We start from the raw sequence: 26,589 nt of genomic DNA on the forward strand, positions 1-26,589 counted from the left end.
CCCTGTTAACTAACCCAAAATCTGTACGACAAACCCCACTTAGGGTTGAAGGTTAAATTTGAAAGAACTGTTCAGCGTTGGTCGCCAAAATTTGTTGCTTTTGCTGTTCGTTTAGGTTGACGGCGGTTTTGACTAATTGGCCCATCCGTTGCTCGCCAAGCGGAAAGGGGTAATCGCTGCCAAACATCAATCGGTCGGTACCCATTTTTTTCACTAGTAGATCTAACGCGTCGTGATCAAATACCGCGCTGTCGAGGTAAAATCGGTCTAAGTAGGCACTCGGTGGTTTTTGTGCCTTGCCACGAGCAATATCTCGGTGATGCCATGCGTTATCAAGGCGACCTAATAAAAAGGCAAACGAGCCCCCGCCGTGAGCAAAACAAATTTTTAAGTCAGTCGACAAGCGATCAAAACCACCACCCAAAATCAACGACACTATCGACAATTGAGTTTCGGCGGGCATTCCGACCGTCCAGCCCATCATATAATCTTTGGTACGTTCACTGGCCATCATGTCCCAAGGATGTACAAAGACACTAATGTTCTCATTGGCACAGTGCTGTAAGAAGGTAAGTACTCCTTCATCATCCATGTTTTTCAAACCAACGTGATTGCCAATTTGAACACCAACATGACCAATACTTTTTGCCCGAGAGGCCTCTTTACATGCCAAATCAATATCTTGCAGGGGAACTTGCGATAGGGCGAATAACCGACTGGGGTTATGCGAGCATATTTCGATGGCCGCATCGTTAAACAACTGTGCACAATACAATGCTTGTTCAGCGGGTTTGTCGTAGGCGAATAAAATTGGCGTGGCTGAAATGATCTGTTTACTAACCCCATCTCGGTCCATTTCTTCAAGGCGCACTGCAGGGTCCCAACACGCTGAGTAAATCGGCCGAAATGCCAGTTGCCCCTTCATTACCATAGCTTTACCGTGTTCTTGGTGTTTGAGCCATGGCCAATCACCGCCAAATTTTGCGTGTAAATCAGGCCAAGACTTAGGGAAAAAGTGCGAGTGAATATCAACGATAGCCATAGCTTAGCCCTTGCTCGAAGAGGTGTTTGAATTAACAGAGTCAGTATCCGGGATAGTGACCCAACCCGCGGGCGGTTGTTTGCCCGGATGCATCTCACCGCACTGAGGACAGGTTCGTGCGGTTTCGTCGTTGTAAAAGGCTTGATACACCTTTGGTAGGTCATCGACAATTGAAGTCAAGCTTACCTCGGTGCGGTGCACTAACGCGCTGCAACCAAAGCAGTACCATTCAAAACCGTCTTTCATGCCATCGGGGCGCTTGGGTTCAATGACGAGGCCGATACTTCCCTCCTGTGGGCGCTGGGGGGAGTGACGCACGTGTTTTGGTAAAAAGAACACATCACCTTCGCGAATGACCACGTCTTTGATTTGCCCGTCTTCGATGACTTTTAACACCATGTCTCCTTTGAGCTGATAAAAAAACTCTTCAACAGGGTCATCGTGAAAATCTGTGCGTTGATTGGGACCTCCGACAACGGTTACCATCATGTCGGTATTTGGCCAAACTTGCACGTTGCCAACCGGCGGCTTTAGCAGGTGTTTGTGCTCTTCAATCCACGCGTGAAAGTTAAATGCGGTTAACGATGTCATAAGTGCCTCATTTGATCGGTTTGTAGGCTACGGCTTTGCATTCAATCAACAAATGCGGGTGTGGTAATTGGTGCACAGCAACGGTAGTGCGCACGGGACCGTCGTAATCGAAGTATTGTCCGTACACTTCGTTATAACCTGCGAAGTCGTTCATATTGACTAAAAACGTATTTATCTCCACTAAGTCATCCAGTGTCGCATCAACAGAGCCAAGAATATCGGCGATATTATTGATAACCGCTTTGGTTTGTTGGCGAATATCTAATTGTGTCGCCCCCATCTCGTCGACTTCAACACCGGCGAAGGTATTGTCGGGTAAACGCGACGACGTGCCCGAGACAAAGATAAAATCGCCTGCGCGCTTTAAATGGGGAAATTTGCCCCTGGGTGACGCTTTTCCGGCGACGACTTTGGCTTGTGTTGTCATAACCTATTCTCTTTTGTTAATTGTCTATTTGAATACAAATATTGCTTGTTTGACTGTAAAAGCTCAGTGAGTGTTGACCGCCTTCGCGGCCGATACCCGATAATTTGCAGCCGCCAAATGGCGTGCGTAAATCGCGTAAAAACCAAGTGTTTACCCATACCATGCCCACATCTATTTGCGCTGCAGTGCGATGTGCCCTAGTTAGGTTGTCAGTCCAAATAGAGGCTGCTAAGCCGTAGCGGGTATTGTTAACCCGAGCGATGACTTCGTCTTCGTCATCAAATACACTGAGGTGACAAATTGGACCAAATATTTCTTCTTGATTGGTACGCGCATCATCATCGAGGCCGGTGATGATAGTCGGTTGGATGAAAAAGCCGTTATCGCGATCGTCGTTGAACACGGGAATGCTTCCGCCAGTGATAAACTGCGCGCCTTCCTGACTGGCAAGTTGAAAGTACGAGAGCACCTTATCGCGGTGCTGCTTTGAAACCAATGGCCCCATAAAAACATCGGGATCCGTCGGGTAGCCAATGGTTAGGCTTTCAGCTCGCTGCTTTAAGCCCTCGACAAATGCGTCGAAAATAGAGCGATGTACATAGACTTTTTCGGTGCATAAACACACTTGGCCACAGTTGGTAAAACTCGAACGAGTGACGCCGTTAAGGGCTTTTTCCAAATCGGCGTCGGCAAAAACGATCGCAGAATTTTTGCCACCGAGCTCAAATGAGACCGGTTTTACGTTGGCTGCCGCATTTTTCATGATTTGTGAGCCGGTTTTGGTCGCGCCAGTAAAGGTGATAGCATCGATCCCAGGATGACGAGTGAGCGGGTCACCAACCACCTCACCTCGGCCCAGTAATAGGTTAAATGCGCCCTTTGGAATACCAACTTCATCCATAATTTGGGCGAGTAAGTACATGGTTGACGAGGTTTCTTCCGATGGTTTGACGATTACTGAGTTACCACAGGCCAAGGCTGGTGCGATTTTCCACGTCGCTAACAACAGAGGCAAATTCCAAGGAGAAATAATAGCAACCACACCTAGCGGCTTGTGAATGGTGTAATTGAGAGCCTTATCGCCATTGGTTTGTTCGGTAATGAAACTCTCACCAGCGTAAGATTTCACCATATCGGCAAAAATGCGAAAGTTTGCCGTGCCACGGGGAATGTCGATTTGCGTTAATTGCTGCAATGATTTCCCGGTATCAGCCATTTCAGCTTGGATAAATGCCTGTTCGTTCTCGGCGATTTTATCTGCTACTTGATGCAACAGTTGACAGCGCTGTTGGCTCGTCATTTTGCCCCACGTGTGGTTTTGAGCATATCGGGCGGCAGTGACTGCTTGTTCGATAAGTGCTTGGTTGGCTTCGCACAGCTGACCTAGGTTTTGCCCATTAACCGGGTTGGTGTTGCTAACGTATTGGTCTGTATAAATAAATTCCCCATCAACATAGCAGGGTGTTTGTTCAGGTAGAATATACGGATTTTCCATAACAAGGCTGTTTAAAGTGTCTGTGTAGTCACTGTAGCGCGTTTTAATTAATAACAAAATTTCCGAAAAATTGGTGTTTTGATAAATTACATGAATGTATTTTTATTCAAATAATTTATCTTTAACTAAACTTTATTCAATTTATGTTGTGGCCGGCATCATCGTATAGTGGAGTAATTGACGCGTTGTTTTTTCGTTTTTAGGAACCAATGTATGGGCTATCGCCAATTCACTAGCCAACAGTTAGCACAACAATATTCACCCAGTAGCTGTATCGATGACATAAATGTGTTTTTGCAGGATTATCGCAAAAGCAGTGAGCAGGCACTGCTATGGGCACAACAGCAAGGGCGTATCGAGGCCAACGTTGCTTACGGCAGTGACGAAGATGAGCGCCTTGATTTGTATTTACCCACAGCCAAGCCAAGTGGCAAATTGCAGGTATATATTCACGGTGGTTATTGGCAACAGCTCGGCAAACAAGACAGTGCATTTGCCGCCAATGCGTTTCAACAGCTAGGGTGTCACTTTGCGGTGATAAACTACAGTTTAGCGCCCAAAGTGAGTTTGTCGGCGATAGTTGAGCAAAACCGCAAGGCGATTGTGTGGCTTTATCAACACGCCGAACGCTTTGGCTATGATCGTCAGCAAATATATATCAGTGGCAGTTCTGCTGGCGCACACTTGGCCATGCTAATGGCGCAAACCAATTGGCAACAATACGGCTTAGAAGAGCAACAAGTGATTCGAGGGGTGTGTGCGGTTAGTGGTATTTACGATTTAGAGCCAATAGCACAAACCTATATCAATGAGCCGTTACATTTAACTGCCGATGAAATAGATACGCTCAGCCCAATGCACTTACCTCTCCCTAATCAATGCCCAGTTATAATCGCTTACGGCGATAATGAAACCGCCGAATTCAAGCGGCAAAGTGACGATATGGCGGCGCGCTTGAACACGGCGAGTATGGTCATAGCCGATCGCAATCACTTTAATGTCGTTATGGAGCTTGGTAATGTTAATAGCCCATTGTGTCAGGCCGTTATTGAACAGATGATGGTGACGTAATTTCTGCGCCGTAAGCCGTTAACGCATCCGCTAATAAATTTGCTGGCGCTTGGATCTGCGGCTGCTTGGCACAAACCAAGTGCCAATAAACATTTAACCCGTCTTGTTTTACTTTGGCTGTGCCTATTTGATGAGTTTGTCGATACGGTTCAACTAGATATTTGGACATAATAGAGATGCCTAAATTGACATTGATCAGCTCAATGATGGCATCGTTAAAACCCACTTGTAATACTTTTTTTGGGATAATATTGTTGGGCTTGAAAAACAACTCGTACTCTCGGTGTTTTTCGGGCACCGTTGAATTGGTGATATAGGTGGCTTGTTTAAAGTCATCGATATCCAAGTAGTCTTTGTTAATGAGCGGGTTGTGGTTACTTAAACAAACCACCAGTTCATCTTGTAAAACGCAGACTGATTGGTACAGCTTATCGTCAACTCGCAGTGTTTGTTGATCACTGCAAACCAAGGCGATATCGATATCTCCACGCGTTAACGCGGCCAAAGGCTGTAGCTGATTGTTGGCGTTGATCTCTAATTCTACCTGTGGCAATTCTTGAGCAAATACTTGCATCGCTTGTGGTAACCATTTAAACGATGCGTAACTCGGTAGCCCGAGACGAATGACTTGTTCAACGCCATCGGTTAAACGCGCAATATCGTGTTCAACCCGAGCCAATTCTTCCAATATTTTATTAGCCGAATGCAGTAAACGCTTGCCTGCTGACGAAATAATTAACTTGCGCCCATGACGAACAAACAAGCGGGTATTCAACCGCCGCTCAGCTTCTCTGATGCGATTGGTGAGCGCTGGTTGGGTGATAAATAAACGCTCAGCAGCTTGCTTAACGGTATCCGACTCGGCAATAGTGGCGATCATTTTTAAGTGACTCATCGACAGCTGACTTTTAGAAAAATCCATAATACAAAGTATCCGAGTGGGTTAGGCTTTGCAGGCTTGTTCAACCCGCGTGATAAAATGAACGAACTGACACTGTAATAGAGTTATTTTTTATTGGCAATGGCCTTATTACTCAGTTTTAAATCGTTGAACATTGGCGCAGCGCTTAGGTGCTCTGTCATCGCGTGGTTCTTTACTTGTATTAGTTACTGAGATTAAGTCCGATAGCAACCTAGTTGAGGTGATATGTGCGCTCAGTGCCGCAATTTCGTGTTCAGCACTGAGCTTTGCTTATGATAACTGAGTTATCAATAGCCGATGGCCATACCGTCTTTGCGCATTTCACTTGCGCCGAAGTAGACGCCATTAACGGGATCTCGCCAAATAGCCTGATAACCGCCAAAAGGTCCCGAGGTAATGTCTACGTGGTGACCTCGTTGTTGTAATTGTCTTACCGCCTCAGCAGTTACTCCACTTTCTAGCTCCAGTAGACCACCGTCTTGCATGCGACCTTGCCATGTTGGTTCGGTGGAGCCTCGGTGATGAAACCGGGCAGCATCGCCGGCTTGTTGCACTCCCATATCAAAATCAACAATATTGACCACCATTTGCACGTGCCCTTGAGGTTGCATTGCCCCCCCCATTAGACCGAAGCTCATCAACGGTTGACCGTCTTTTGTTAAAAACGCTGGAATAATGGTGTGAAATGGGCGCTTTGCCGGCGCATACGCATTGGGGTGGTTTTCATCTAACGAATATTGAGCCCCGCGATTTTGAAAGATAAAGCCCAAACCGTCGGCAACTAAGCCACTGCCCATACCGCGGTAATTACTTTGAATCAGCGACACCATCATACCGTCTTTGTCGGCAACTGTGAGATAAATGGTATCACCGTCAATTAGTTTGGGATCGCCGTGCTCTACTTGGGTTGCCGCTCGCGTCATATCAATTAATTTCCGTCGTTGCTCGGCATACTGTTTTGACAATAGGAAGTCGAGGTCAACGCGGTAAAAATCTGGGTCGGCATAAAATCTCGCTCTGTCTTCAAAGGCAAGCTTTTTCGCTTCAGTCATAACGTGTAAGTAGTCAGCACTGTTGTGACCCATACTTTTTAGATCGTAGCCTTCTAAAATATTGAGCATTTGTAAGGCGGCAATACCTTGGCCATTCGGCGGTAATTCCCAAACCTCATAGCCGCGGTAATTGACCGCTACAGGTTCAATCCAAGTGCTTGTATGGTCTACAAAATCTTGTTTGCGCAAGGCACCGCCAATGCGTTTGAAGTAGGCGTCGATGGTATCGGCAATGGCACCTTGATAAAACGCATCACGGCCGCCTCGCGCAATCAGCGATAGGGTGTTGGCTAAATCAGGGTTTTTAAAAATTTGACCTTCAACAGGCGACTCGCCATTGATTAAAAAGGTATTTTTATAGTTATTGATTTCTTCAATTTCACCTTCGGCAAATAGGCGCTGATATCGCTGCTGATAAATCGCCATGTAATGAGCAACGACTTCGGTAACAGGAAAGCCATTGTTGGCATAATCGATTGCGGGCTTTAAGTTTGCGGCCATTTGTAACGTGCCAAATTTATCGTGTAATTCAAACCACGCATCAACGGTTCCCGGCACGGTTACCGGCGCGCTACCCCAATTGGGAATTTCGCTAACATCGCCTATTTTTGCTTGCAATTGAGCTAGCGTTTGTCCTTGTGGTGAACGACCAGAACCATTCAAACCGTATAGCTTCTCAGTTTTGGGATCCCAGACAATGGCAAATAAATCACCGCCAATACCGTTACCCGTTGGTTCCATCAAGCCGATGGCGGCATTTGCTGCAATGGCGGCATCGACCGCATTACCGCCTTTTTTAAGAATATCAATAGCAACTTGGCTCGCTAACGGGTGTGAAGTGGCCGCCATACCATTTTGGGCGACAACGGCAGAACGACCAGCCCATGGAGCACCGGTTACCCGATCGCCACGGCCGTCTTCTCGCAATACAACGGCTTTGTCACGCTGTTTACCGACGTACACGGTTCGTGGATCTGAGAGATTATCGCTGTTTATATTGGCCATATGCGGATTGTCTTGTGTTGATTGCGCCGAAGTGGCTACTGACTTGCTTGGCACCGTACAGGCATTGAGCAATAGGCTACAAGTTAACGCACTGATCAAACCTAACGGTGAAGATGGAATCGTTTTTTTCATGGTTATACAATGTAAGTCATTAATTATAATAGTTATACAACAAGATTATTGGCTGGATGTCAAAGTGTGGTTTTAATTTGGGCGGCATCTCGTCAAAGCCAAATTTACTATCCGAAGACGATTATCTGTATTAATCATTTAATAATGCAGTAATAATCGCATTGGTTATTGAGGTTCGTACAGTTTGTTACAACGCGCTATATCAACACTTTTAAATCCCTCGACATCAGGATGCTTTTTATATTTTCTAGTACCATTTGACTGGGGGGATGCACATTAGCCAGCTCATACGTGTCTCCATATTGCTGCCACTTATAAGCACCAATGGCGTGATAGGGCAGCAATTCGACGTGCTCGACATTATCCATAGGTCGTAAAAAGTCAGCTAAAAGTTCAGCCGATTTATTGTCTGTTGTATAACCCGGGACCACCACGTAACGGACCCAAACTGGTTTTCTTATCGCGTGTAAGTGGTAAGCGAACGCTTTGGCATAGCGATTACTGACTTTGGTCAGATCAATATGAACGTCATCTCGCATCTGTTTCAAGTCGAGGAGCACCATGTCGGTAACGTTTAACAGAGCATCTATTTGCTCGTTGTGCTCTCGCACAAAGCCATTAGTGTCCAAGCAAGTATGAATACCTGCCTGCTTGCACGCATCAAACAGAGCAGTGACAAACGGTGCTTGCAATACTGGCTCGCCTCCAGATACCGTAACCCCTCCACCTGAGGATTTGAAAAAGTGTTTAAACGGCAATATTTGCTGCATTACCTCATCAACCGTCATTACCTTGCCGCGCTCCTCATCCCAGGTATCGCGGTTGTGGCAGTATTTGCAGCGCATTAAGCAGCCTTGCATAAACACCACATAACGGATGCCGGGCCCATCAAATGTGCCACATGATTCTACTGAGTGAATGCGACCCGTTATCATTTGTTAACTTCCTACCTTAGTGATTGTTGCTGCGCCGACGTATCGCCGTTGTGCCTTGGCACATATGCGTACTCTTAAGTCCGATATACGTGCGATCGTGTGCACAGGTTTATTACCTGCACACACGTTGGCGACTCGTTACATGCGACTGGTAAATGTGCGATTGATAACATCCTGTTTTTGTTCGTCTGTTAGCGAATTAAAACGCACCGCATAGCCAGATACGCGAATGGTCAATTGTGGATATTGCTCTGGATGCGCGATGGCATCGAGTAGCATTTGCCGATCGAGGACATTGACGTTAATGTGCTGTCCACCTTCGCGATTGTCGTCGTGATGAAAATAACCATCGAGCAATGCTGAGAGGTTTTGCTGTTTTAATTGGTCGGTTTTACCCAAGGCGTTTGGCACCATAGAGAAGGTATAGGAAATACCGTCCTTAGCATCTTTGAACGGCAGTTTGGCTACAGATTGCATCGACGCTAAGGCGCCTTGGGTATCTCTGCCATGCATAGGGTTGGCGCCGGGCGCGAACGGCATACCGGCTTTACGTCCATCGGGGGTTGCCCCAGTTTTCTTACCGTAAACCACGTTCGAGGTGATGGTTAATACCGACTGAGTAGGAATCGCCTGACGGTATAATGGGCGTTTTTCTATTTTCGCCATAAAATCGCTGACTAATTGGCAGGCGATGTCATCAACCCGTTGGTCGTTATTGCCAAAGGTTGGAAAGTCACCTTCAATAGCAAAGTCAATGGCAATGCCGTCGTCGTTGCGAATCGGTTTGACTTTGGCGTACTTGATTGCCGATAAGCTATCGGCGGTTACCGATAAGCCAGCAATACCGCACGCCATGGTGCGTTGTACGTCGCGGTCATGCAGCGCCATAAGCGAGGCTTCATAACTGTATTTATCGTGCATTAAATGGATACAGTTAAGTGCCATCACATAGTGTTTGACTACCCAATCGGTAACGATATCAAAGTTTTTTACAACCGTATCATAGTCGAGCACGTCGTCCTTAATCGGATCCATTTTAGGACCAATTTGGCTATTGAGCTTTTCATCAATACCCCCATTAATCGCGTAAAGTAAGGCTTTGGCTAGGTTGGCTCGTGCGCCGAAAAATTGCATTTGCTTACCAATGATCATCGGACTTACGCAGCAGGCAATGCCGTAGTCGTCGGAATTTAAGTCGGGGCGCATTAAGTCGTCGTTTTCGTATTGAATCGAACTGGTATCAATCGAAACCTTAGAGCAGTAATGCTTAAAGTTATCCGGTAAATTTTCAGACCACAAAACGGTAATATTTGGCTCTGGACTTGGCCCCATGGTATACAGGGTGTTGAGAAAACGAAAGTTGGTTTTGGTCACCAGAGTGCGACCATCGAGCCCCATGCCACCAATCGACTCAGTCGCCCAGATGGGGTCACCTGAGAACAGTTGATCGTACTCAGGGGTGCGCAGAAACCGTACCATACGCAATTTCATCACCAAGTGATCGACTAACTCTTGCGCTTGTTGCTCGTCAATTATGCCGCGTTGTAAATCGCGTTCGATGTAGATATCGAGAAAACTCGACACTCGACCAAATGACATCGCAGCACCATTTTGTGATTTTATCGCAGCGAGATAAGCAAAGTACGTCCATTGGGTTGCTTGCTTGGCATCGACGGCTGGCTTGGAAATATCACAGCCATAGCTTTGCGCCATGGTTTTGATATCATTTAAGGCGCGATGTTGGTCGCTGATTTCCTCGCGCAAACGGATGATGCGCTCAACCTCTTCACCATTATCGGCATCGTAAAGCTCGGCCTCTAATGATTTGTGCTGTGCCACTTTGTCTTGCATTAAAAAATCAATTCCGTATAAGGCAACGCGACGGTAATCGCCGATAATTCGCCCGCGACCGTAGGCATCGGGTAAACCTGTGATGATCCCTGATTTACGCGCTTTAAGGATGTCTGAGGTGTATACATCGAACACCCCTTGGTTGTGTGTTTTGCGATACGTATTGAAGATGTCGGTGATCCGTTCAGACAATTGTTTACCGTAAACCTGAGCACTGGTTTCGACCATGCGAATACCGCCATTGCAAATCAGTGCTCGCTTAAGTGGTGCATCGGTTTGCAAACCGACAATTTGTTCAAGTGACTGATCGATGTAACCAGGGCCATGCGAGGTGATAGTCGAGGCGATATCGGTGTCAAAATCGAGCGGCGCCATGGTTTGATTCTCTTTTTTGACACCTTCTGCAACCTGATCCCAAAGCTCAGTAGTGGCTTTAGTCGGACCCGCTAAAAAACTGGCATCTCCATGATATTCGGTATAATTCTTTTGAATAAAATCTCTCACATTGACGCTTTCTTGCCACTCTCCTGGAGTAAAATCACTCCAGGCGCTGTTTGGGTTGTCAGTTTGCATGTTACTCTCCGAGCTAATTTAGATAAAATTGTAAATCGCTTACCTATTGATGATGTCGAGGGCGTAGATAAATAATCCAATACGTCAGTGCCACCAATAGACCGCCACCGATAATATTTCCTATGGTGACGGGAAGTAGGTTGTTGGTTAAAAACATCGACCACGTCAGATCGCTGTAATATTGCATATCAAGACCGGTTTGTTGCCAAAAGCTGTCAGGGGCATTTTGTTTAATTAAAATGGCCATCGGGATAAGAAACATATTGGCAATACAGTGCTCGAAGCCGGCGGCGACGAACATGGCGATGGGTAAAATAATGACGACGACTTTATCAACAACCGTTCGTCCGCTAAATGTCATCCAAATAGCCAAGCAGACTAACAGGTTGCACATGATGCCAAGTGCCACTGCCTGAACAAAACTGTGATGTAATTTGTTGTTGGCAACGTACAAGTAATTGGCACCAACCATAAAGTCTGCTTGCGTGTAATGCTTGGTTAACCACATCAGAAAAACCAGCATCATTGCGCCAGCAAAATTACCCAAATAAACGATCAACCAATTTTTAAACAGTGCTTTATTGCTTACTTTTCCGCTTGCCCGTGCTACAACGGTGAGTACAGATGAGGTAAATAACTCACCACCACATATAACCACTAACACAAGCCCCAAGCTAAATGCTAAACCACCAATAAGCTTAGCGATACCGTAGGGCAACGCCGCACCACCAGTGGTGACCACAATATAGAACACGAACGCAATACCAATAAAGATACCCGCTGTCACCGCTAAAGCGAACGCTGATAGCGGATCTCGATTGGTTTTTACCACACCCATATCTTCGGCTTTTTTCGCCATATCAGCGGGTAAAATTAGATCAAATGGATTACCTTGCACAGAATCCCCAGTGGCTTTTGCTCGCTGTTGAACGGTTAATAGTAGTAATCGTGATGCGTGTGTAGTTGCGGGTCATCAATGATTTCTTCAATTGCCACTTCAATCGATTTATTGTCCATTAAATCGGTGAGGTATACGGTTTGTGTTGTGCCATCAATATGGGTAACTCGACCGCTACCTTTGTGTGAACTGCAAATCATCCCGACTTTGATGCTGTCTATGTCCATACGTCCTCCGCAGAAACGGCTATGTAACGAGTGCGAGGATGTGTATTGAATGCTATACACGTCCGATTCGACCGAGTTCATAGCTCAAGTAAACATTGGTTAGCTTGAATTATAGACAATCTGATGTGTTGTCGTGGAAATTATTGGCGTCTAGAGGCTGTTGGGCTTTGCGATATGTGTTTGCAAGTGTTTTTGCAAGGCAGTGCTTGCGATGTGTCGATTAAGGTGTAAATAAGCAACCCAATGAGGTTGAGCGACTCGCCCCAGTTACCGAGGGTAAGTTTGAAGGTATGTTGTGTAGGTATGCATGCGCAAGCCAGGCAAATACAACCGCTTCTAAGCTGTCATTATCAATGCCGTATTGGCTGCCCGTTTGTACATTGCTGTTTGGTAATAAGTCGCTTAACATTTTCATCAGTAGCGGGTTATGGGCGCCACCGCCGACAATAATCACCTCACATTTGTCGCTTAACTTGTTAACTTCATTAGCAATACTATGAGCCGTTAACGCGTGTAAGGTCGCTTGAATATCGGCTGCACTTAATAGCGGAAATGCCCTCAAAGCGCGCTCAAGCCATTCGCCGTGAAAGTACTCCCGGCCAGTACTTTTAGGGTACTGCTTGTGAAAGTACGCATCATCCAACATGCGACTCAACAACCCTACATCGACCGAGCCTGTGCACGCCCACGTGGCATCTTTATCAATGGTTTGTTCAGATTGAGGGTGGTTATGGCTGTACCACAGGTCGAGTAAGGCGTTACCGGGACCGGTATCAAAGCCAACAACCGCTGGACTTTGTTTGGGCAGGAAGGTCACATTGGCGATACCACCGATGTTAACAATACACACATCAGATGCATTATTGCGAAACATCGCGTCGTGATATGCCGGCACCAAGGGGGCCCCTTGTCCGCCCAAAGCGATATCTTTTTCGCGAAAACGGCCTATGACCGGAATTTGTGTCAGCACAGCTAGAGTTTGACTACAGCCAATCTGACAACTAAACGCAAACGGTTGCTCTGGCCGGTGGCGAATGGTTTGTCCGTGATTACCAATCGCTTTGATATCACTGGCAGATAAACCCTGTTGTGCTAAAAAAGCGAGAATAGTGTCGGCAAAGACGGTTGCCAATTGCTTGTCGAGCGCACCTAACCGGTCTAGTTCGTTGTCGCTTGGTTGATATAAGCGTTGAATAGCTTGTCGCAGGCCCGGTTCATAGGGTTGGTAATAGCTGGCGTGAAGGTGATGTCCTTGTTGGTCAAACTGCACCAGCGCAAGATCTATGCCGTCTGCGCTGGTACCGGACATCAAGCCAATATAAAGGTCGTTTGCGTTAGTCGCCAATCGCTTGTTGCTCGCTGTCCTGAGTTGCCGCAATTAACGCCTGTTTAGAGCCCTCTAACTGACCTAACATGTTGCTCGCAAGCTCAGTAAATTCTTGTTTGTATTTTTTCGCAATCGGTTGTGCATCGGGTAATTTTACCGTGCGCGGATTGCGGTGCACCCCGTTTAATAAAAATTCATAATGCAAATGCGGTGCTTGCGATAAACCTGTTGATCCAACTAAACCGATAACTTGCCCTTGCTTAACACGTTGACCCTTTTTTACTTTGCGCTTTGAAAAGTGCAGATACTTGGTAACGATGTTATTGGCGTGTTGAATAAACACGTAATGACCGTTGTATTTGTTATAGGTTGAGGCAATGACTCGACCATTACCCGCTGCTTTAACCGGCGTGCCTGTTGGCGCTTGATAGTCAACGCCATTATGAGCTTTGTAGCGCTTTAAAATCGGGTGATAACGGCGAGGCTTAAAGTTTGAACTAATATATTGAAAACTGACTGGCGCGCGCAAAAATGATTTGCGCATACTATCGCCTTTTTCATTGTAATATTCGCCATCTTTAAAGCGAATCGCTTTGAAAGTCTCACCTTGGTTGGTAAATTCAGCGGCTAAAATGTTGCCATGGCCAACGAATTCGCCATCAATATAATTGTCTTCAAACATCACTGCAAATGAGTCGCCCTCGCGAATGTCTAAGGCAAAATCGATGTCCCAACCAAATACGTTAGCTAAGTTCATGGTTTGCTGATTAGATAAGCCGGCACTTAACGCAGCACTCCAAAAGTTACTGGTAATGGTGGCCTGCGCATAATCGACGCGCGTCTCTACTTGCTTTTCCTCGACGCGGCTGACAAAGCCTTGCTCGTTAGCGTCAATGTGCAGTGTCGTTGTTACCGATGTTGGGTACTTAATTGCTACCAAGGCACCGTTGTCATCACTGGCTAATTCAAGCTCATCGCCAACGTTTAGCGCGGCCAGTTGTTTGCCGTGCTCGGTTTGGGTCAGCTGATGGGTGATTGCAGCGCTAAAGCCAAAGCGAGCCATAATTTTGGCTAAGCTATCACCACTTTTAACCGTTGCCGTTTGCCAAGAGAGGTTACTCGGTTTTTGCTCGGCCACTTGTTGCAGTTTTTCGACTGTGTGCTCAGGGATCGACAAATCGTAGGTTTTACCCACTTCAAATGACGGCTTAGTCGTACTTCTTGAGGCTGACGCCTGCTCTGACGGTAATACCAATAAAATACCGACAAAAGCGCTGCAAGAGGCGATTAATATTTGGTGCTTTTTAGGCAGCCCTTTAAATAGATTCTTTATTTTTGTCAAGGTGTTACCGATGAAAGTTGTTAAAAACGTATAGACTTAAAGGTAGACTATACCAAAAAAATTGAAAAACTCACAACCCTGGGGTTTTCAGCGGTAACGTTTTTACAGTAAAATTACCCATTCGTTAACACATTTAGTCGTATTATTGCAGGGTCGCATCCTGTTTCAGTTAAAAGGCATACTCATGACCGATATTAACCAAGCGTTTACAGAATTAAAACGCGGTGCAGAAGAAATTTTGTTGGAAGATGAATTACTCGACAAACTAAAATCTGGTAAACCATTAAAAATCAAAGCGGGCTTTGATCCAACAGCACCAGATTTGCACCTTGGTCATACGGTGTTAATCAATAAGTTGCGTCAATTTCAACAATTAGGCCATGACGTCATTTTCCTAATCGGTGACTTTACCGGCATGATCGGTGACCCAACCGGTAAAAATGTGACCCGTAAACCACTAAGTCGAGAAGATGTGCTCGCCAATGCGCAAACCTACAAAGAGCAAGTGTTTAAAATTCTTGATCCACAAAAAACTCGCGTTGAATTTAATTCAACGTGGATGGAAAAATTAGGCTCTGCGGGCATGTTAAAGCTGGCCGCGCGACAAACGGTTGCTCGAATGATGGAACGCGACGACTTTAAAAAGCGCTTTAAAGAAGGTCAGTCGATTGCCATTCACGAATTTATGTACCCGTTGGTGCAAGGTTGGGACTCGGTTGCGCTAGAAGCCGATGTCGAGCTTGGTGGTACCGATCAAAAGTTTAACTTGCTAATGGGTCGTGAGTTACAAAAATCTGAAGGTCAGCGTCCGCAAACCGTATTGATGATGCCGTTATTAGAAGGCTTAGACGGGGTGCAAAAAATGTCTAAATCATTGGGCAACTACATTGGTATCACCGATACGCCCAATGATATGTTCGGCAAGATGATGTCAATTTCAGATGACTTGATGTGGCGATACTACGACTTATTGAGTTTCAGACCGACCACTGAAATAGACGCGTTGAAACAGCAGGTGGCTGATGGACGCAACCCGCGCGATGTGAAAATTGAATTGGCGAAAGAAATTATTGCTCGCTTCCATTCAGAAGACGACGCACAGGCAGCTCACAACGAATTTATTAACCGTTTCCAAAAAGGCGCGATGCCAGACAATATTGAAGAAAAGGAGTTGGCAACCGAAGGTGGTGAGTTGGTGCTTGCTAATCTGCTTAAAGAAGCAGGTTTAGTTGCCAGTACCTCTGACGCGATGCGCATGGTAAAACAAGGCGCGGTTAAAATTGATGGTGAGAAAGTCGCTGACGCTAAACAAGTGTGCCTTGCTGGTAGCACGGCTGTTTACCAAGTGGGCAAACGCAAATTCGCCAAGGTCACCTTGGTTTAATCAGTGCGCCAATGGCGCTGTTAGTCGCAAGCGATGCTGAACAAATAATGCCAGTCACATGACTGGCATTTTTGTCTTTATTTTTTGTTGCTATTTAACGTAGAGTAGTGAGATAGCAATATAATGTGAGATAGGTGAGGACGTTGCAGATCATTAGTCGGACTTTGTGGGTAATTGGATACTGTGTTGCCATCGCTGCGTGCACGTCGTCTTCGACTACGCATGAGTTGAGTAACTACAATTTTAATCGCGTTGACAGCTATAGCTTGTTTGCGCGAGATTCTAAGTTTACTGGGCTACAAAGTTTAAGCGACTATCAGCGCAATCGCATTGAGCTGGCGATTGAGCGAAAAATGGAACGGCTCGGCTACCAATATGATAGTTTGGCGCAAGCCGATATTGTGGTCAGTTATTTTTTGGTTGGTAGTAGCTTAGCTGAATTGGAAAACTACAACCGCTTCGTGCGCGCCTGCTTGGGGTGTAGCGAGCAACAACAGCAACAGTTAAATAAAGCGATCCGTTCATCGATGCTAATTGTTGATGTGCTCGATGGTGAGCGCAAGCGCTCAGTGTATCGCGGCTATACTCATGTAGATCTCGATATTGAGCACAATAGCGATGAAAATCAGCAACAAATTATTGATGCCGTCGATCAAATTCTAGGGCAATTAGGTTTAAATACAGTACAATAGTGAGCATATAGTCACATATCACATAGCTTGAGAGATAAATGAGCTACCCAAATGATGAACACGGTCAAGTGTTGGCCGAAATGGAACAAGCCGGTATTGATTTAAGCCAGCCTATTCGAGTCGAGTACTTTCAACTGTTTGAACAAGAGGTTAATGCCAAGGCATTTGCCGAATCGGTACAACAAGGCGAGCTTGAGGCCGAGGTAAGTGTGCACCCCGATCAAACGCCTGGCGTTTGGGATGTCGATTGCACGATAACTATGATTCCAAGTTACGACAATATTGTCGCGATGGAACAAAAGTTTGAACAAATGGCGGCTAAATACGACGGTTATAACGACGGCTGGGGGGTTCATTTTGACGGCTAAATAGCTGTGGTCTGCTAGTCGACACCAAGGATGGCGATAGCCAGTACTACCGCGTTAGTCATTGGTCTCATCGTCAAACTTAAATGCGGGTAAGCTCACTTGCCAGTAAATACCCGCTAAGCGCAACACCAGTGCCGATAACATCGCCAACGATCCGGCTAAGTGTTGACTTACCCCCATGTGGATCAATACCACAAATAACACACTACCAATCAGCGCCGCCGTGGCGTAGATTTCCTGTCGCAAAATGAGTGGAATTTGATTACAAATAACATCGCGAATCATGCCGCCAGCGACACCAGTAATGGTACCCATAATGATCGCAACTAACATTGGCTGCTGATAGGCTAATGCTTTTTGCGTCCCCAATACGGCAAACAGGGCCAAGCCAAAGGCATCTGAAATGTGCATAAATCGCTTGGGCACGTGCTTGGGTTCGCGAATAAACAAGATGGTTGCCAGTGCAGTGCAGAAGATGACCACAATGTACTCGGTTTGCACGGTCCAAAATACAGGGGCGCCGAGAATAATATCGCGTATTGTACCACCACCAACGGCGGTAATGGCTGCTAAGACCATGACTCCAAATGGGTCAAGGCGATAACGTCCCGCCATTAATGCGCCCGATAGCGCAAAAACGATTACGCCGAAAATATCGGCGTAATAAATAAAAGTGGTGATGGTTTTACCTACCGCGATGTCATCCATGTGCGTACTCAGTTATTTTTCGATAGGTCGGTTGTTCTGCTGCCACAGATTCATGTCACCCTCAAGGTGAATAACATTGCTAAAACCCAATTGCTGCAACTGTTCAATGGCCAGCGCCGCTCGACGGCCAGAACGACAATAGACGATAACTTCTTTGTCTTGATATGGCTCGAGTACTGCTAAGTTATCAGCGATTTCGCTATGGGGAATATTAAATGCGCCAGGTACGTGACCTAAAATGTATTCTTGCTCGCTGCGCACATCGAGTAACAATATGGGTTGCCCGGATTGCTGACGTTCAAGCAATTGTTGCTGGCTAATACTGGTTATGCTTTGTTGTTCAGTTTGAGCTTTTTCCGCAGTCTGAAGTTGCTCATTGGCCATACTTTTTTGACCGATTAACAAGCTTAACAGCGAGGCGAGTAATACTGTATATAAAGTGCGCGTGGGCTTTAAAAGCATCTTATATCGCATATGAAACTCCTTGATTTATAAATTAAATACATATGTTTTCAATTTAATACAGTCATTATTATGCGTGTAAATTAGTCTTTAAGCCAATATAAAAAATCCCGCTTTAAGCGGGATTTTAAGATCAGTGATGAGACAATGATGTGAGCGAGGATTAGTTTAGTTGCTGACCCTTTAACGCCGCTAACATATGCATCACTAATTGAGATGAGTTAACCGAAGCCGTTTCTAAATAGGCTTCAAACGATTCAGGTGATTCTTTACCGGCAATGTCACTCATTGAACGAATCACCACAAATGGCACCTCCAGTTGATGGCAGGTTTGAGCGATAGCCGCACCTTCCATTTCTACCGCAGCCATGGTTGGAAAGTTACGGCGAGCTTTGGCAATATCCTCGTCTTTGGTCATAAACGTGTCACCAGTGGTGATCAGTCCTGTCAACGTTTGGATACCCGCCAATTGACTGATACCTTGCTGCGCCGCTTCCACTAGTGTCGGGTGGGGAACGAACGCCGCGGGCATACCGGGTAACTGACCAACTTCATAGCCAAATGCAGTGACATCCGCATCGTGATGGCGTACTTCACTACTGATGACGATATCACCAACGCGAAGTGATTGTTCGAAACCGCCAGCTGAACCGGTATTGACGATGTAATCTGGGGCAAATTTTTCAATCATCAGCACGGTGGCGATTGTTGCGGCAACTTTGCCGATACCAGATTGCACTAAGACCACTTCTTCACCGTCGATGTAACCGGTAAAAAAGGTATAGCCGTGATAGGTGTGCTCAGCAAATTGCTCTAATTTACTTTTTAAAATAGCGACTTCTGGCTCCATTGCGCCGATAATACCTGCTTTCATAGTGTGTTTCCTAACATTTCGCTTTGATGCGCCAATTATAGTGATTTCGGCCAAAAACTAAAACAAAAGTCGAGGCTTTTTCGCGGTAACTGGTGTAGCCCCTTGACCTGTATCAACTATGACAGCCGCAACCCAGCACAGATGAAAATGCTGACTATTCTTAATAGATATCAGCTGACGTTAATTAAGGAGCAAGAGAATGAGTAGCAAGCGACACGGTTTGGCAATTGGTATTGACCGAATCAACGATAAGTTTTTTGTTTCTTTGACCGCGCAAGGCAAGTTAACCCATGACGATTACCTGGTGATAACGCCGATGATCGACAATGCGTTAGCGGCAGTTGAACAGCCTCAGGTGAAAATGTTGATCGATGCAACGCAACTGGAAGGTTGGGAGTTACAAGCGGCTTGGGATGACTTTAAGCTCGGTTTAAAGCACGGCAGTGAATTTGAAAAAATCGCCATTATTGGCAACAAGCGCTGGCAACAGTGGGCAGCAAAAATCGGTAGCTGGTTTATCAGTGGTGACGTGGCGTATTTTGAAGATGAAGAAAGTGCGCTCGCGTGGCTAGATTAACGCAGCTAGAGCGAATTCACTCGTCGCATCGACATCAACCACCATAGCGTGGTTTAGCTTGATCTACTCGTGCTAACAGTCTGGGTTAGCTAGGTTGTAGAGGTTTAGGTAACAGATGACTATTTCTCAACTTTGCACATTTTTGGGTTGGTGCACGATTAGCAACATCATTGTGCGAACATTGGCGTGGCTTTTACTGACGTTTTTTAATCGACCGATAAAACGCATTCACAAGCAGTTTTTTGCGCTCAACGATAAGCAATTAAACGCCCCATTTTTTTTGGTGATTGTAAATTAGCGATATACGTGTTTAATTTCACCCCTTATATCGCCCTAAAAATTATGGCCTAAATAATTCGCGCTGTTGTTTGCCTGGTGAGATAAACGGCAACTGATTTTGACGTTGGCGTTGATGATTTATCACCAATACTATCAAGTGGTATTAACGGGTTAGTCTCAGGGTAATAGGCGGCGATATTACCTTCAGGAATATCGTACACATGGACCTTAAAACCGTCGACTTTACGTTCGACACTATCGGGCCAAATCGAGGTGATAGTGACTAAGTCACCATCGCTTAGTCCTTGCTTTTTCGCATCTCGGTGATTGATAAATACCACGTTACGACCACCGGCAACACCGCGATACCTATCGTTCATACCGTAAATCGTAGTGTTGTATTGATCGTGAGAGCGCAGCGTTTGTAAAGTAAGTACTTTATGACGCATGTTCTCATCGACTGCTGTATCGGCGATGGGTGAGACAGATATGGGGAGAGGGTGACAGGCAAAAGTCGCTTTCTTGGTCTCGGTTAGCCAGTTGTGCTCACGTGCACTGTTGCCCAAGTAAAAGCCGCCTGCGTTATCCAATCGAGATTCATAGTTGTTAAAATCTGGCAAACAGGCACTGATCATGGCGCGAATGTTTTTATAATCAGCGGCTAAACTCGACCAATCAACCAAGTCATTACCAAGCACTTTGTTGGCTATGCCAGCGATAATCGCAACTTCAGACCTTAATAAACTCGATACGGGTTCAACATTACCCATTGAGGCGTGCACCATAGAAAAAGTATCTTCGACGCTAATGTATTGTTCACCACTGGTTTGTCGATCGATTTCAGTGCGACCTAAACAAGGTAAGATGACGGCATCATCACCCATGTACAGGTGACTGCGGTTTAGTTTGGTAGCAATTTGCACGTTTAGTTGAGTATTGCCGAGCGCTTGGTAGACGCGTTCGCTGTCAGGTGCTGCTTGAGCGATATTACCACCAAGGCAAATCAGTACTTTACTGCGCTTGTCGAGTAATGCGTGCAGGGCTTGATGGACGTTATGACCAAACGCCTTATCTAACGGCTTGTCGATTATGTGACTCAGGCTATCGATAAAAGCAGCGGGCGGTTTTTCATTAATGCCGACGGTGCGGTTGCCTTGTACATTGCTGTGTCCTCGTACCGGACACAGCCCTGCACCGAGTTTACCAATGTGACCCGCAAGCAATTGCAAGTTAACCAATTCACCGATGGTTGCCACTGAGTGCTTGTGCTGGGTAATACCCATCGCCCAACAAACGATCACCTTATCACTGTCGGCCCATATTGATGCGGCTTGGCGAATTTGTTCTTCTGTTAACCCGCTTTGTTCACATATTTTTGACCACGGGGTGTTATTGACCTCACTGACATAAGCGTCTAGCCCCGAGGTGTGTTGAGAGATGAACGTTTCGTCGAGACGGTGTTCATGCTGTTCGAGGATCGCTTTCACCATACCCCGTACTGCCGCCATATCACCACCTAGTTTAGGCGTGTAATAGGCGTGACTAATTTGGGTTGCACTGGGGGTTAATAGCTCAATCGGATCTTGTGGACTGGCAAAGCGCTCTAAGGCCACTTCCTTTAGGTTGTTGAAGGTGACAATTTTGCAACCGTGACGAGCGGCCTTGCGCAGCGCATTCATCATTCTCGGGTGGTTTGAACCTGGGTTTTGGCCGAAGACGAAAATGGCATCTGCTTGGTCAAAGTCGCTTAAGGTGACCGTGCCTTTGCCAATGCCAATGGCTTCTTTTAATGCCACACCACTGGCTTCATGGCACATATTGGAACAATCGGGAAAGTTATTGGTGCCAAATATACGACCAAACAACTGATAAATAAACGCTGCTTCATTCGATGCGCGCCCCGACGTGTAAAGCTCTAATTGGTTGGCGTGGTCAAGTTGACTAAGCTGATCTGCAATGTGCTCAAAGGCGTCGTCCCAGCTAATCGGCTGGTAATGGTCGGTCTCTTTGTTGTAGCGCATTGGTTGCGCCAGACGTCCTTGATATTCAAGCCAGTAATCACTTTGCTTGCGCAGCTGGCTGACACTGTACTCGCTAAAAAACGCTTCGCCTATGGTCTTGCTCGTCGACTCCCATGCAATGGCTTTAGCGCCGTTTTCACAAAACTGTATTAAGCCTTTCTTCTCATCACCCCACGCGCAGCCTGGACAGTCAAAGCCTTTATCTTGATTGGCTTTGAGCAAGCTTTTGATATTGGTAGACGGTTGTTGTGAGTTGATAATACTTTTTAACGTCGACTGTAGCGACTTAATACCACCTGCTTTAGCTGGTTTGTCGGTAAAGCGAGGCGCTTTTTGTTGAGTATCAGCGTTGTCTTTATTTACGGTATCAACCATGAAGGGACCTTACAGTCGTCAGTTGGCTTAAAAGTTAGTGGCGTATATTTTTGGGTGATGCGTTAAAACGATGCAATCTTACCGATAATACACCAAGAACAGTCTGAGCTAATCTCAGCATTGTTCTCAGTGTATTATAGTGTAGTCGACCGTTAGGCTGGGTAGGCGTCTTTCAAACCCTGATAAACGTTGCTTTGAAAGTCATCGCTGCTGGTGTCAAGTGAGCTGATCAGTTCAGCCAATACTTCGTTATCTTCTTTGCCGTGCCACACCTTAATGTAAGTGCCAGCCTTATATCCGTGATCTTGGCGGAAAAAGTTTAATGTATTTTTACCCACGTATTGACGAAATAACTCGTCTAAATCCATGTCCATTAAACGCATGCAGGCGGCAAAGCTCACTCCGTCAAACGCTTTGTTGGTTAGGGCTGCACCGGAAAGTTGCTCAAGCGCCAATTTAAAGTCTGTGTGCTCGCTCGGTTGATTCATTTGCTCAGCTAATTGTTCGGCAATTCGTTCAATGTCGTCTTCATTCATTAAGCACAAGGCTAGGCCGAAGTGAAAAATATCAACCAACTCAAGTTGTACTTGGGCGACATCACATTGTTGATGTTTCCACCACTTCCAACCGTGGTGATCGAGCATTTCAGCACACTCAACCCAAATCGCTCGGTACCATTCGTAGTTATCTTCACGCCATGTATCGCTAATGCGGTTGTTCATGGCATCTTGCATGCCTAGCATATGTTTAATTTGCTTAATTGCGATTGCTGATTCAGACATCGACATTCCTAAAAATTGATTTTTTTTAATGGCAGATAGTTTGCCCGAAAGCAAACAGAAAATACAGTGGCAATTGCGCCGCGAACCGTTAAATTTTTTGGTTTGATAACCAGATACTCTGGTACGGTGCTAGGGTTATGGTCTGGTATAAGTCACTGAATTCATATCCGGAGATAAGGTCAACCCAGATTTGGCCTTCAATCAAATTAATATCGCTCAGGCGCAACATTTGGGGTTGGTCAGAAATGTTATTAATCGCAAAAATACTTTGCTGTCTGTTTAAGCTTTGTCGCCAAAAGGCAAAAAGTTTGGTGCCAAGATGCAAGGTGAACTGGGTAGCATTAGGGTGAAATGCCACTTGTTGTTTGCGTATTGAGATCAGATATTTTAGTCGGGATAACACCTTGTGCTGTTCGCTGAACGGCTCATCTAAGCGTTGCTTTAACGTGGGGTAATGCCATTTGTGACGGTTAATCGCCCGATTTTGACCGCTGTGCTTAACCCGTTCATAGTCATTACTCGTGGCTAAGAAACTGTGCAGATAAATGGCGGGAATGCCTTCTATCGCTAGCATAATCGCGTGGGCGCAAATAAAGCGATCAACGTGGAAATTATCAACTCCGCGACTGGTGCCTTGCAGGGCATCAAATAAGGTAATGTTAATCTCGTAGGGTTGATTTATTCCCTCTTTTAGTGCCCGCCAACTTATCTTGGCGCCAAATCGCGTCATGGTGTTAATGAGCTCATCAGTTTGGTTTTGACTAAGCAAGCCCTCAACGGGACGTAGACCTATGCCATCGTGAGAGGCTAAAAAGTTAAAGTAGGTGGTACCCTGTTGGGCAGGTGGCAACGACATAAGCCAGGTTTTTAAATGGGTACAGTCTCCGGTTATTAATGTATTGAGTAATAACGGCGGCAATGAAAAATTGTAAATGGCATGCGCTTCATTAGCATTGCCAAAATACATGAGATTTTGCCGTGAAGGCACATTGGTTTCGGTAATAATCACCGCTGTTGGACAGTAATGTTCCACCAATAATCGCAGGACTTTTATCAGCTCGTGGGTTTGCGGTAAGTTGATGCAGTTGGTGTTGCTTTGTTTCCAGACAAACGCCACGGCATCAAAGCGAAACACGGTTATGCCCTGATCGAGGTAAAACTTAATAATAGCGACAAACTCTAACAACACTTGTGGATTGCGAAAGTCAAAATCCACTTGATCGTGACTAAATGTACACCAAACGTGTTTTATCCCGTTAACCGTTTGTACTTCGCGCAATAGGGGATGTGTGCGTGGCCGCACGACGTCACTGGTGTCATCAGTTGGCTCAGCGGTAAAAAAATAGTCTTTGCCGGGGTCGATATCGCGTTTGAAATTTTCAAACCAACCACTTCGAGATGAGCAATGATTGATAACCACATCGGCCATGATCCGATACTTACCGGCTAAGTCTTGGATGTGATGCCAGTCGCCATGTGATTGATTGACTTGGTAGTAATCAATAACGGCAAAACCATCATCAGAACTATACGGGTAAAATGGCAAAATATGGACGCTGGATATGGTATCGGCTAAATAGCGGTCTAAAAAATCATCTAACGTCGCCAGTGGTGCTTGTGGCGGATCTTCAATTGAGTCGGCATAGGTGATCAGAAACACATCTTGTTGATGCCACAAATTGGTATAGGGCGCGGGTGGCAAGGTGCCACCGTTTATCGTCAGGGTTGCAACCAGTTGCTCGCTAAGTGCATTAATGTCAGCGTCTTGATACACCACAGCTAAATGAGCCGATAGGCGTTGTTTGAGTTGGCTTAATACAGTGTTGCTATCGGTTGTACTGTCCACGGCGTAACCTTGTTTAGAGCAGTTTTGAACGCGCTCGTTGCAATAGTAAATGTTGAATCTTTGACCAATAACGGCGTCGCTAAGCGGATTTAGCGAGCGAGTTACTTTGTCTAAATTGGCGATGATCTGCTTCTACGGCCTCTTTGAGTCGCTCAAAAATATCGGGAATGGCGTTAATCACTCGATTCCAGCTTGGAATAAACGGCGTTTCCATAGGGTCATCTAGAAATCTTTGGCCCGCTTTAATGATGTTTTCAGCAAATAATTCAACAGCTTGTTCTTCTTTGTGAATATCTAATTCCAATCCATTTATGATGGCATCGTTTTTGTAAGTTTCAATAAAGTCTAAGGCAATGCGGTAGTAAGTCGCTTTGATGGTGCGAAACGTGCCGGCGTCAAACACGGTGCCTTGAATGGCCAGTTTGCGGAATAAGGCTTTGGCAATGTCGATCGACATTTTTGATAAACCACACTCTTCATTTTCGCGACTTAATTGTTGGTGTTTATGGTCGTAAACATCGGCAATATCAACTTGGCATAAACGGTTAGTAGAGTAATTGCGATACATTTCAGCGAGTACGCCAATTTCTAATCCCCAGTCACTGGGAATGCGCAAATCGTTTAATACGTCGATGCGAAATGAGAATTCACCGGCAAGGGCATAGCGAAAACTATCGAGATAGTCTAAGTAGTCATCGTCTTTGACTAACTTTTTAAGCGCTCTTATTAACGGTGTTACTAACAATCTCGATACGCGGCCATTAAGCGTGCCATTGGCAATTCGCGAGTAGAAACCCTTGCAAAATTCATAGTTGAACTTGGGGTTGGCAACCGGATAAATAAGGCGCGCAAGCATGCGTCTATCGTAGGTTAAAATATCGCAATCGTGCAGTGCGATCGACTCAACTTGATTGCAAGCAAGTGTATAGCCAAAACAATACCAAACATTGCGCCCTTTACCCATTTGCTCCGGAGCTAAGCCTTTGGCTTTTAATTCGGCGTCTAGCGCTTTTAAGCGCGGACCGTCATTCCACAGCACACGGTGTTGCTGAGGAAGCTTTGAGAAAAATTGCAATGCGTGTTGGTACTCTTGTTGATTAGCTCTGTCTAAGCCAATCACGATTTGCGATAAATACGGCACTTTGGCAATTTCGTCGACAATGTGAGGTAGTGCTTCGGTTTGTAATTCGGAATACAGACTGGGCAAAACCAGTCCCATCGGACGTTGCTTGGCAAAGCTGGTAAGTTCCTGTTCTATATCTTCGGTACTGCGCTCAGACAAATCATGTAGGGTGGTGATAACGCCGTTTTGATAAAAATCGCCCATAAAA

25 protein-coding genes are annotated in these 26,589 nt (G+C 45.7%); 6 read left to right on the forward strand and 19 right to left on the reverse strand.

Annotated elements, in window-relative coordinates; translation table 11 throughout:
- Positions 1-52: 52 nt before the first annotated feature.
- Genes ACAY30_RS02675 through ACAY30_RS02690 form a run of 4 tightly spaced genes read right to left on the reverse strand, consistent with a single transcriptional unit; the run spans position 53 to position 3,555 of the window.
- Positions 53-1,042: an amidohydrolase family protein gene (locus ACAY30_RS02675; RefSeq protein ID WP_290252184.1), complete on the reverse strand. Its 990-nt coding sequence runs from the start codon at positions 1,040-1,042 to the stop codon at positions 53-55.
- A gap of 3 nt (positions 1,043-1,045) precedes the next feature.
- On the reverse strand, positions 1,046-1,633 hold the full coding sequence (locus tag ACAY30_RS02680) for a 3-hydroxyanthranilate 3,4-dioxygenase (protein WP_290252185.1): 588 nt from the start codon (positions 1,631-1,633) through the stop codon (positions 1,046-1,048).
- Positions 1,634-1,640: 7 nt separating this feature from the next.
- Positions 1,641-2,060, reverse strand: a complete 420-nt coding sequence (locus tag ACAY30_RS02685) for a RidA family protein (RefSeq protein WP_290252186.1) — start codon at positions 2,058-2,060, stop codon at positions 1,641-1,643.
- Between the two features lie 16 nt (positions 2,061-2,076).
- Entirely contained in the window at positions 2,077-3,555 is a 1,479-nt protein-coding gene (locus tag ACAY30_RS02690; RefSeq protein ID WP_290252187.1) for a 2-hydroxymuconic semialdehyde dehydrogenase, read from the reverse strand.
- Positions 3,556-3,768: 213 nt separating this feature from the next.
- Between ACAY30_RS02690 and ACAY30_RS02695 the strand changes: the two genes are divergently transcribed.
- A complete protein-coding gene (locus ACAY30_RS02695; RefSeq protein ID WP_290252188.1) occupies positions 3,769-4,626 on the forward strand; it encodes an alpha/beta hydrolase in 858 nt (285 codons plus the stop codon).
- On the opposite strand, the gene ACAY30_RS02700 is transcribed toward ACAY30_RS02695, so the two are convergent.
- From ACAY30_RS02700 to ACAY30_RS02735, 8 genes are all read right to left on the reverse strand, one after another.
- Positions 4,601-5,548, reverse strand: a complete 948-nt coding sequence (locus ACAY30_RS02700; RefSeq protein ID WP_290252189.1) for a LysR family transcriptional regulator — start codon at positions 5,546-5,548, stop codon at positions 4,601-4,603. The genes ACAY30_RS02695 and ACAY30_RS02700 overlap by 26 nt on opposite strands.
- 287 nt (positions 5,549-5,835) lie before the next feature.
- Complete coding sequence (ggt, locus tag ACAY30_RS02705) at positions 5,836-7,737, reverse strand: gamma-glutamyltransferase (RefSeq protein WP_290252190.1); 1,902 nt, start codon at positions 7,735-7,737, stop codon at positions 5,836-5,838.
- A gap of 197 nt (positions 7,738-7,934) precedes the next feature.
- Complete coding sequence (gene pflA / locus ACAY30_RS02710) at positions 7,935-8,672, reverse strand: pyruvate formate lyase 1-activating protein (protein WP_290252191.1); 738 nt, start codon at positions 8,670-8,672, stop codon at positions 7,935-7,937.
- Positions 8,673-8,810: 138 nt separating this feature from the next.
- The gene (gene pflB / locus ACAY30_RS02715) at positions 8,811-11,096 is read right to left on the reverse strand and encodes a formate C-acetyltransferase (protein ID WP_290252192.1); all 2,286 of its coding nucleotides are present in this window, start codon (positions 11,094-11,096) and stop codon (positions 8,811-8,813) included.
- A 43-nt stretch (positions 11,097-11,139) separates the two neighbouring features.
- Entirely contained in the window at positions 11,140-11,994 is an 855-nt protein-coding gene (focA, locus tag ACAY30_RS02720) for a formate transporter FocA (RefSeq protein WP_353958589.1), read from the reverse strand.
- A 35-nt stretch (positions 11,995-12,029) separates the two neighbouring features.
- Positions 12,030-12,221, reverse strand: coding sequence for a hypothetical protein (locus ACAY30_RS02725; protein WP_290252193.1), 192 nt, complete (start codon positions 12,219-12,221; stop codon positions 12,030-12,032).
- Positions 12,222-12,441: 220 nt separating this feature from the next.
- The gene (locus ACAY30_RS02730) at positions 12,442-13,566 is read right to left on the reverse strand and encodes an anhydro-N-acetylmuramic acid kinase (RefSeq protein ID WP_290252194.1); all 1,125 of its coding nucleotides are present in this window, start codon (positions 13,564-13,566) and stop codon (positions 12,442-12,444) included.
- Positions 13,556-14,890 carry a peptidoglycan DD-metalloendopeptidase family protein gene (locus ACAY30_RS02735; protein ID WP_290252195.1) on the reverse strand — a complete coding sequence of 445 codons (1,335 nt, stop codon included), beginning with the start codon at positions 14,888-14,890 and terminating at the stop codon, positions 13,556-13,558. The genes ACAY30_RS02730 and ACAY30_RS02735 overlap by 11 nt, the downstream gene beginning before the upstream one ends.
- Positions 14,891-15,074: 184 nt before the next feature.
- Here ACAY30_RS02735 and tyrS point away from each other — a divergent pair, with 184 nt between their 5' ends.
- The 3 genes from tyrS to ACAY30_RS02750 all read left to right on the forward strand — a co-directional run bounded on the left by tyrS (position 15,075) and on the right by ACAY30_RS02750 (position 17,334).
- Complete coding sequence (gene tyrS, locus ACAY30_RS02740) at positions 15,075-16,274, forward strand: tyrosine--tRNA ligase (RefSeq protein WP_290252196.1); 1,200 nt, start codon at positions 15,075-15,077, stop codon at positions 16,272-16,274.
- Between the two features lie 227 nt (positions 16,275-16,501).
- Positions 16,502-16,966 (forward strand): DUF4136 domain-containing protein, encoded by a 465-nt coding sequence (locus tag ACAY30_RS02745; RefSeq protein WP_290252197.1) that lies wholly within the window; start codon positions 16,502-16,504, stop codon positions 16,964-16,966.
- A 38-nt stretch (positions 16,967-17,004) separates the two neighbouring features.
- Entirely contained in the window at positions 17,005-17,334 is a 330-nt protein-coding gene (locus tag ACAY30_RS02750; RefSeq protein ID WP_290252198.1) for a ribonuclease E inhibitor RraB, read from the forward strand.
- 54 nt (positions 17,335-17,388) lie between these two features.
- On the opposite strand, the gene ACAY30_RS02755 is transcribed toward ACAY30_RS02750, so the two are convergent.
- The 3 genes from ACAY30_RS02755 to mtnN all read right to left on the reverse strand — a co-directional run bounded on the left by ACAY30_RS02755 (position 17,389) and on the right by mtnN (position 19,378).
- Positions 17,389-18,015: a trimeric intracellular cation channel family protein gene (locus ACAY30_RS02755; RefSeq protein WP_290252259.1), complete on the reverse strand. Its 627-nt coding sequence runs from the start codon at positions 18,013-18,015 to the stop codon at positions 17,389-17,391.
- Positions 18,016-18,054: 39 nt separating this feature from the next.
- Positions 18,055-18,516 carry a rhodanese-like domain-containing protein gene (locus ACAY30_RS02760; protein WP_290252199.1) on the reverse strand — a complete coding sequence of 154 codons (462 nt, stop codon included), beginning with the start codon at positions 18,514-18,516 and terminating at the stop codon, positions 18,055-18,057.
- A gap of 151 nt (positions 18,517-18,667) precedes the next feature.
- Positions 18,668-19,378, reverse strand: a complete 711-nt coding sequence (gene mtnN / locus ACAY30_RS02765) for a 5'-methylthioadenosine/S-adenosylhomocysteine nucleosidase (RefSeq protein WP_290252200.1) — start codon at positions 19,376-19,378, stop codon at positions 18,668-18,670.
- A 199-nt stretch (positions 19,379-19,577) separates the two neighbouring features.
- Between mtnN and ACAY30_RS02770 the strand changes: the two genes are divergently transcribed.
- Both ACAY30_RS02770 and ACAY30_RS02775 read left to right on the forward strand, forming a co-directional pair.
- On the forward strand, positions 19,578-19,955 hold the full coding sequence (locus ACAY30_RS02770; protein ID WP_290252201.1) for an STAS/SEC14 domain-containing protein: 378 nt from the start codon (positions 19,578-19,580) through the stop codon (positions 19,953-19,955).
- A 115-nt stretch (positions 19,956-20,070) separates the two neighbouring features.
- Positions 20,071-20,253 (forward strand): DUF6868 family protein, encoded by a 183-nt coding sequence (locus tag ACAY30_RS02775; protein WP_353958590.1) that lies wholly within the window; start codon positions 20,071-20,073, stop codon positions 20,251-20,253.
- A 49-nt stretch (positions 20,254-20,302) separates the two neighbouring features.
- On the opposite strand, the gene ACAY30_RS02780 is transcribed toward ACAY30_RS02775, so the two are convergent.
- The 4 genes from ACAY30_RS02780 to ACAY30_RS02795 all read right to left on the reverse strand — a co-directional run bounded on the left by ACAY30_RS02780 (position 20,303) and on the right by ACAY30_RS02795 (position 26,585).
- Complete coding sequence (locus tag ACAY30_RS02780) at positions 20,303-22,630, reverse strand: FdhF/YdeP family oxidoreductase (protein ID WP_290252202.1); 2,328 nt, start codon at positions 22,628-22,630, stop codon at positions 20,303-20,305.
- A gap of 152 nt (positions 22,631-22,782) precedes the next feature.
- Positions 22,783-23,412: a dUTP diphosphatase gene (locus ACAY30_RS02785; protein ID WP_371190056.1), complete on the reverse strand. Its 630-nt coding sequence runs from the start codon at positions 23,410-23,412 to the stop codon at positions 22,783-22,785.
- Between the two features lie 88 nt (positions 23,413-23,500).
- Entirely contained in the window at positions 23,501-25,258 is a 1,758-nt protein-coding gene (locus ACAY30_RS02790) for a sugar phosphorylase (RefSeq protein ID WP_290252205.1), read from the reverse strand.
- Positions 25,259-25,337: 79 nt separating this feature from the next.
- On the reverse strand, positions 25,338-26,585 hold the full coding sequence (locus ACAY30_RS02795; RefSeq protein ID WP_290252206.1) for a glycosyl transferase: 1,248 nt from the start codon (positions 26,583-26,585) through the stop codon (positions 25,338-25,340).
- Positions 26,586-26,589: the final 4 nt, after the last annotated feature.

The sequence above is a fragment of the Thalassotalea ponticola genome, assembly GCF_041379045.1.
Taxonomy (GTDB): domain Bacteria; phylum Pseudomonadota; class Gammaproteobacteria; order Enterobacterales; family Alteromonadaceae; genus Thalassotalea_A; species Thalassotalea_A ponticola.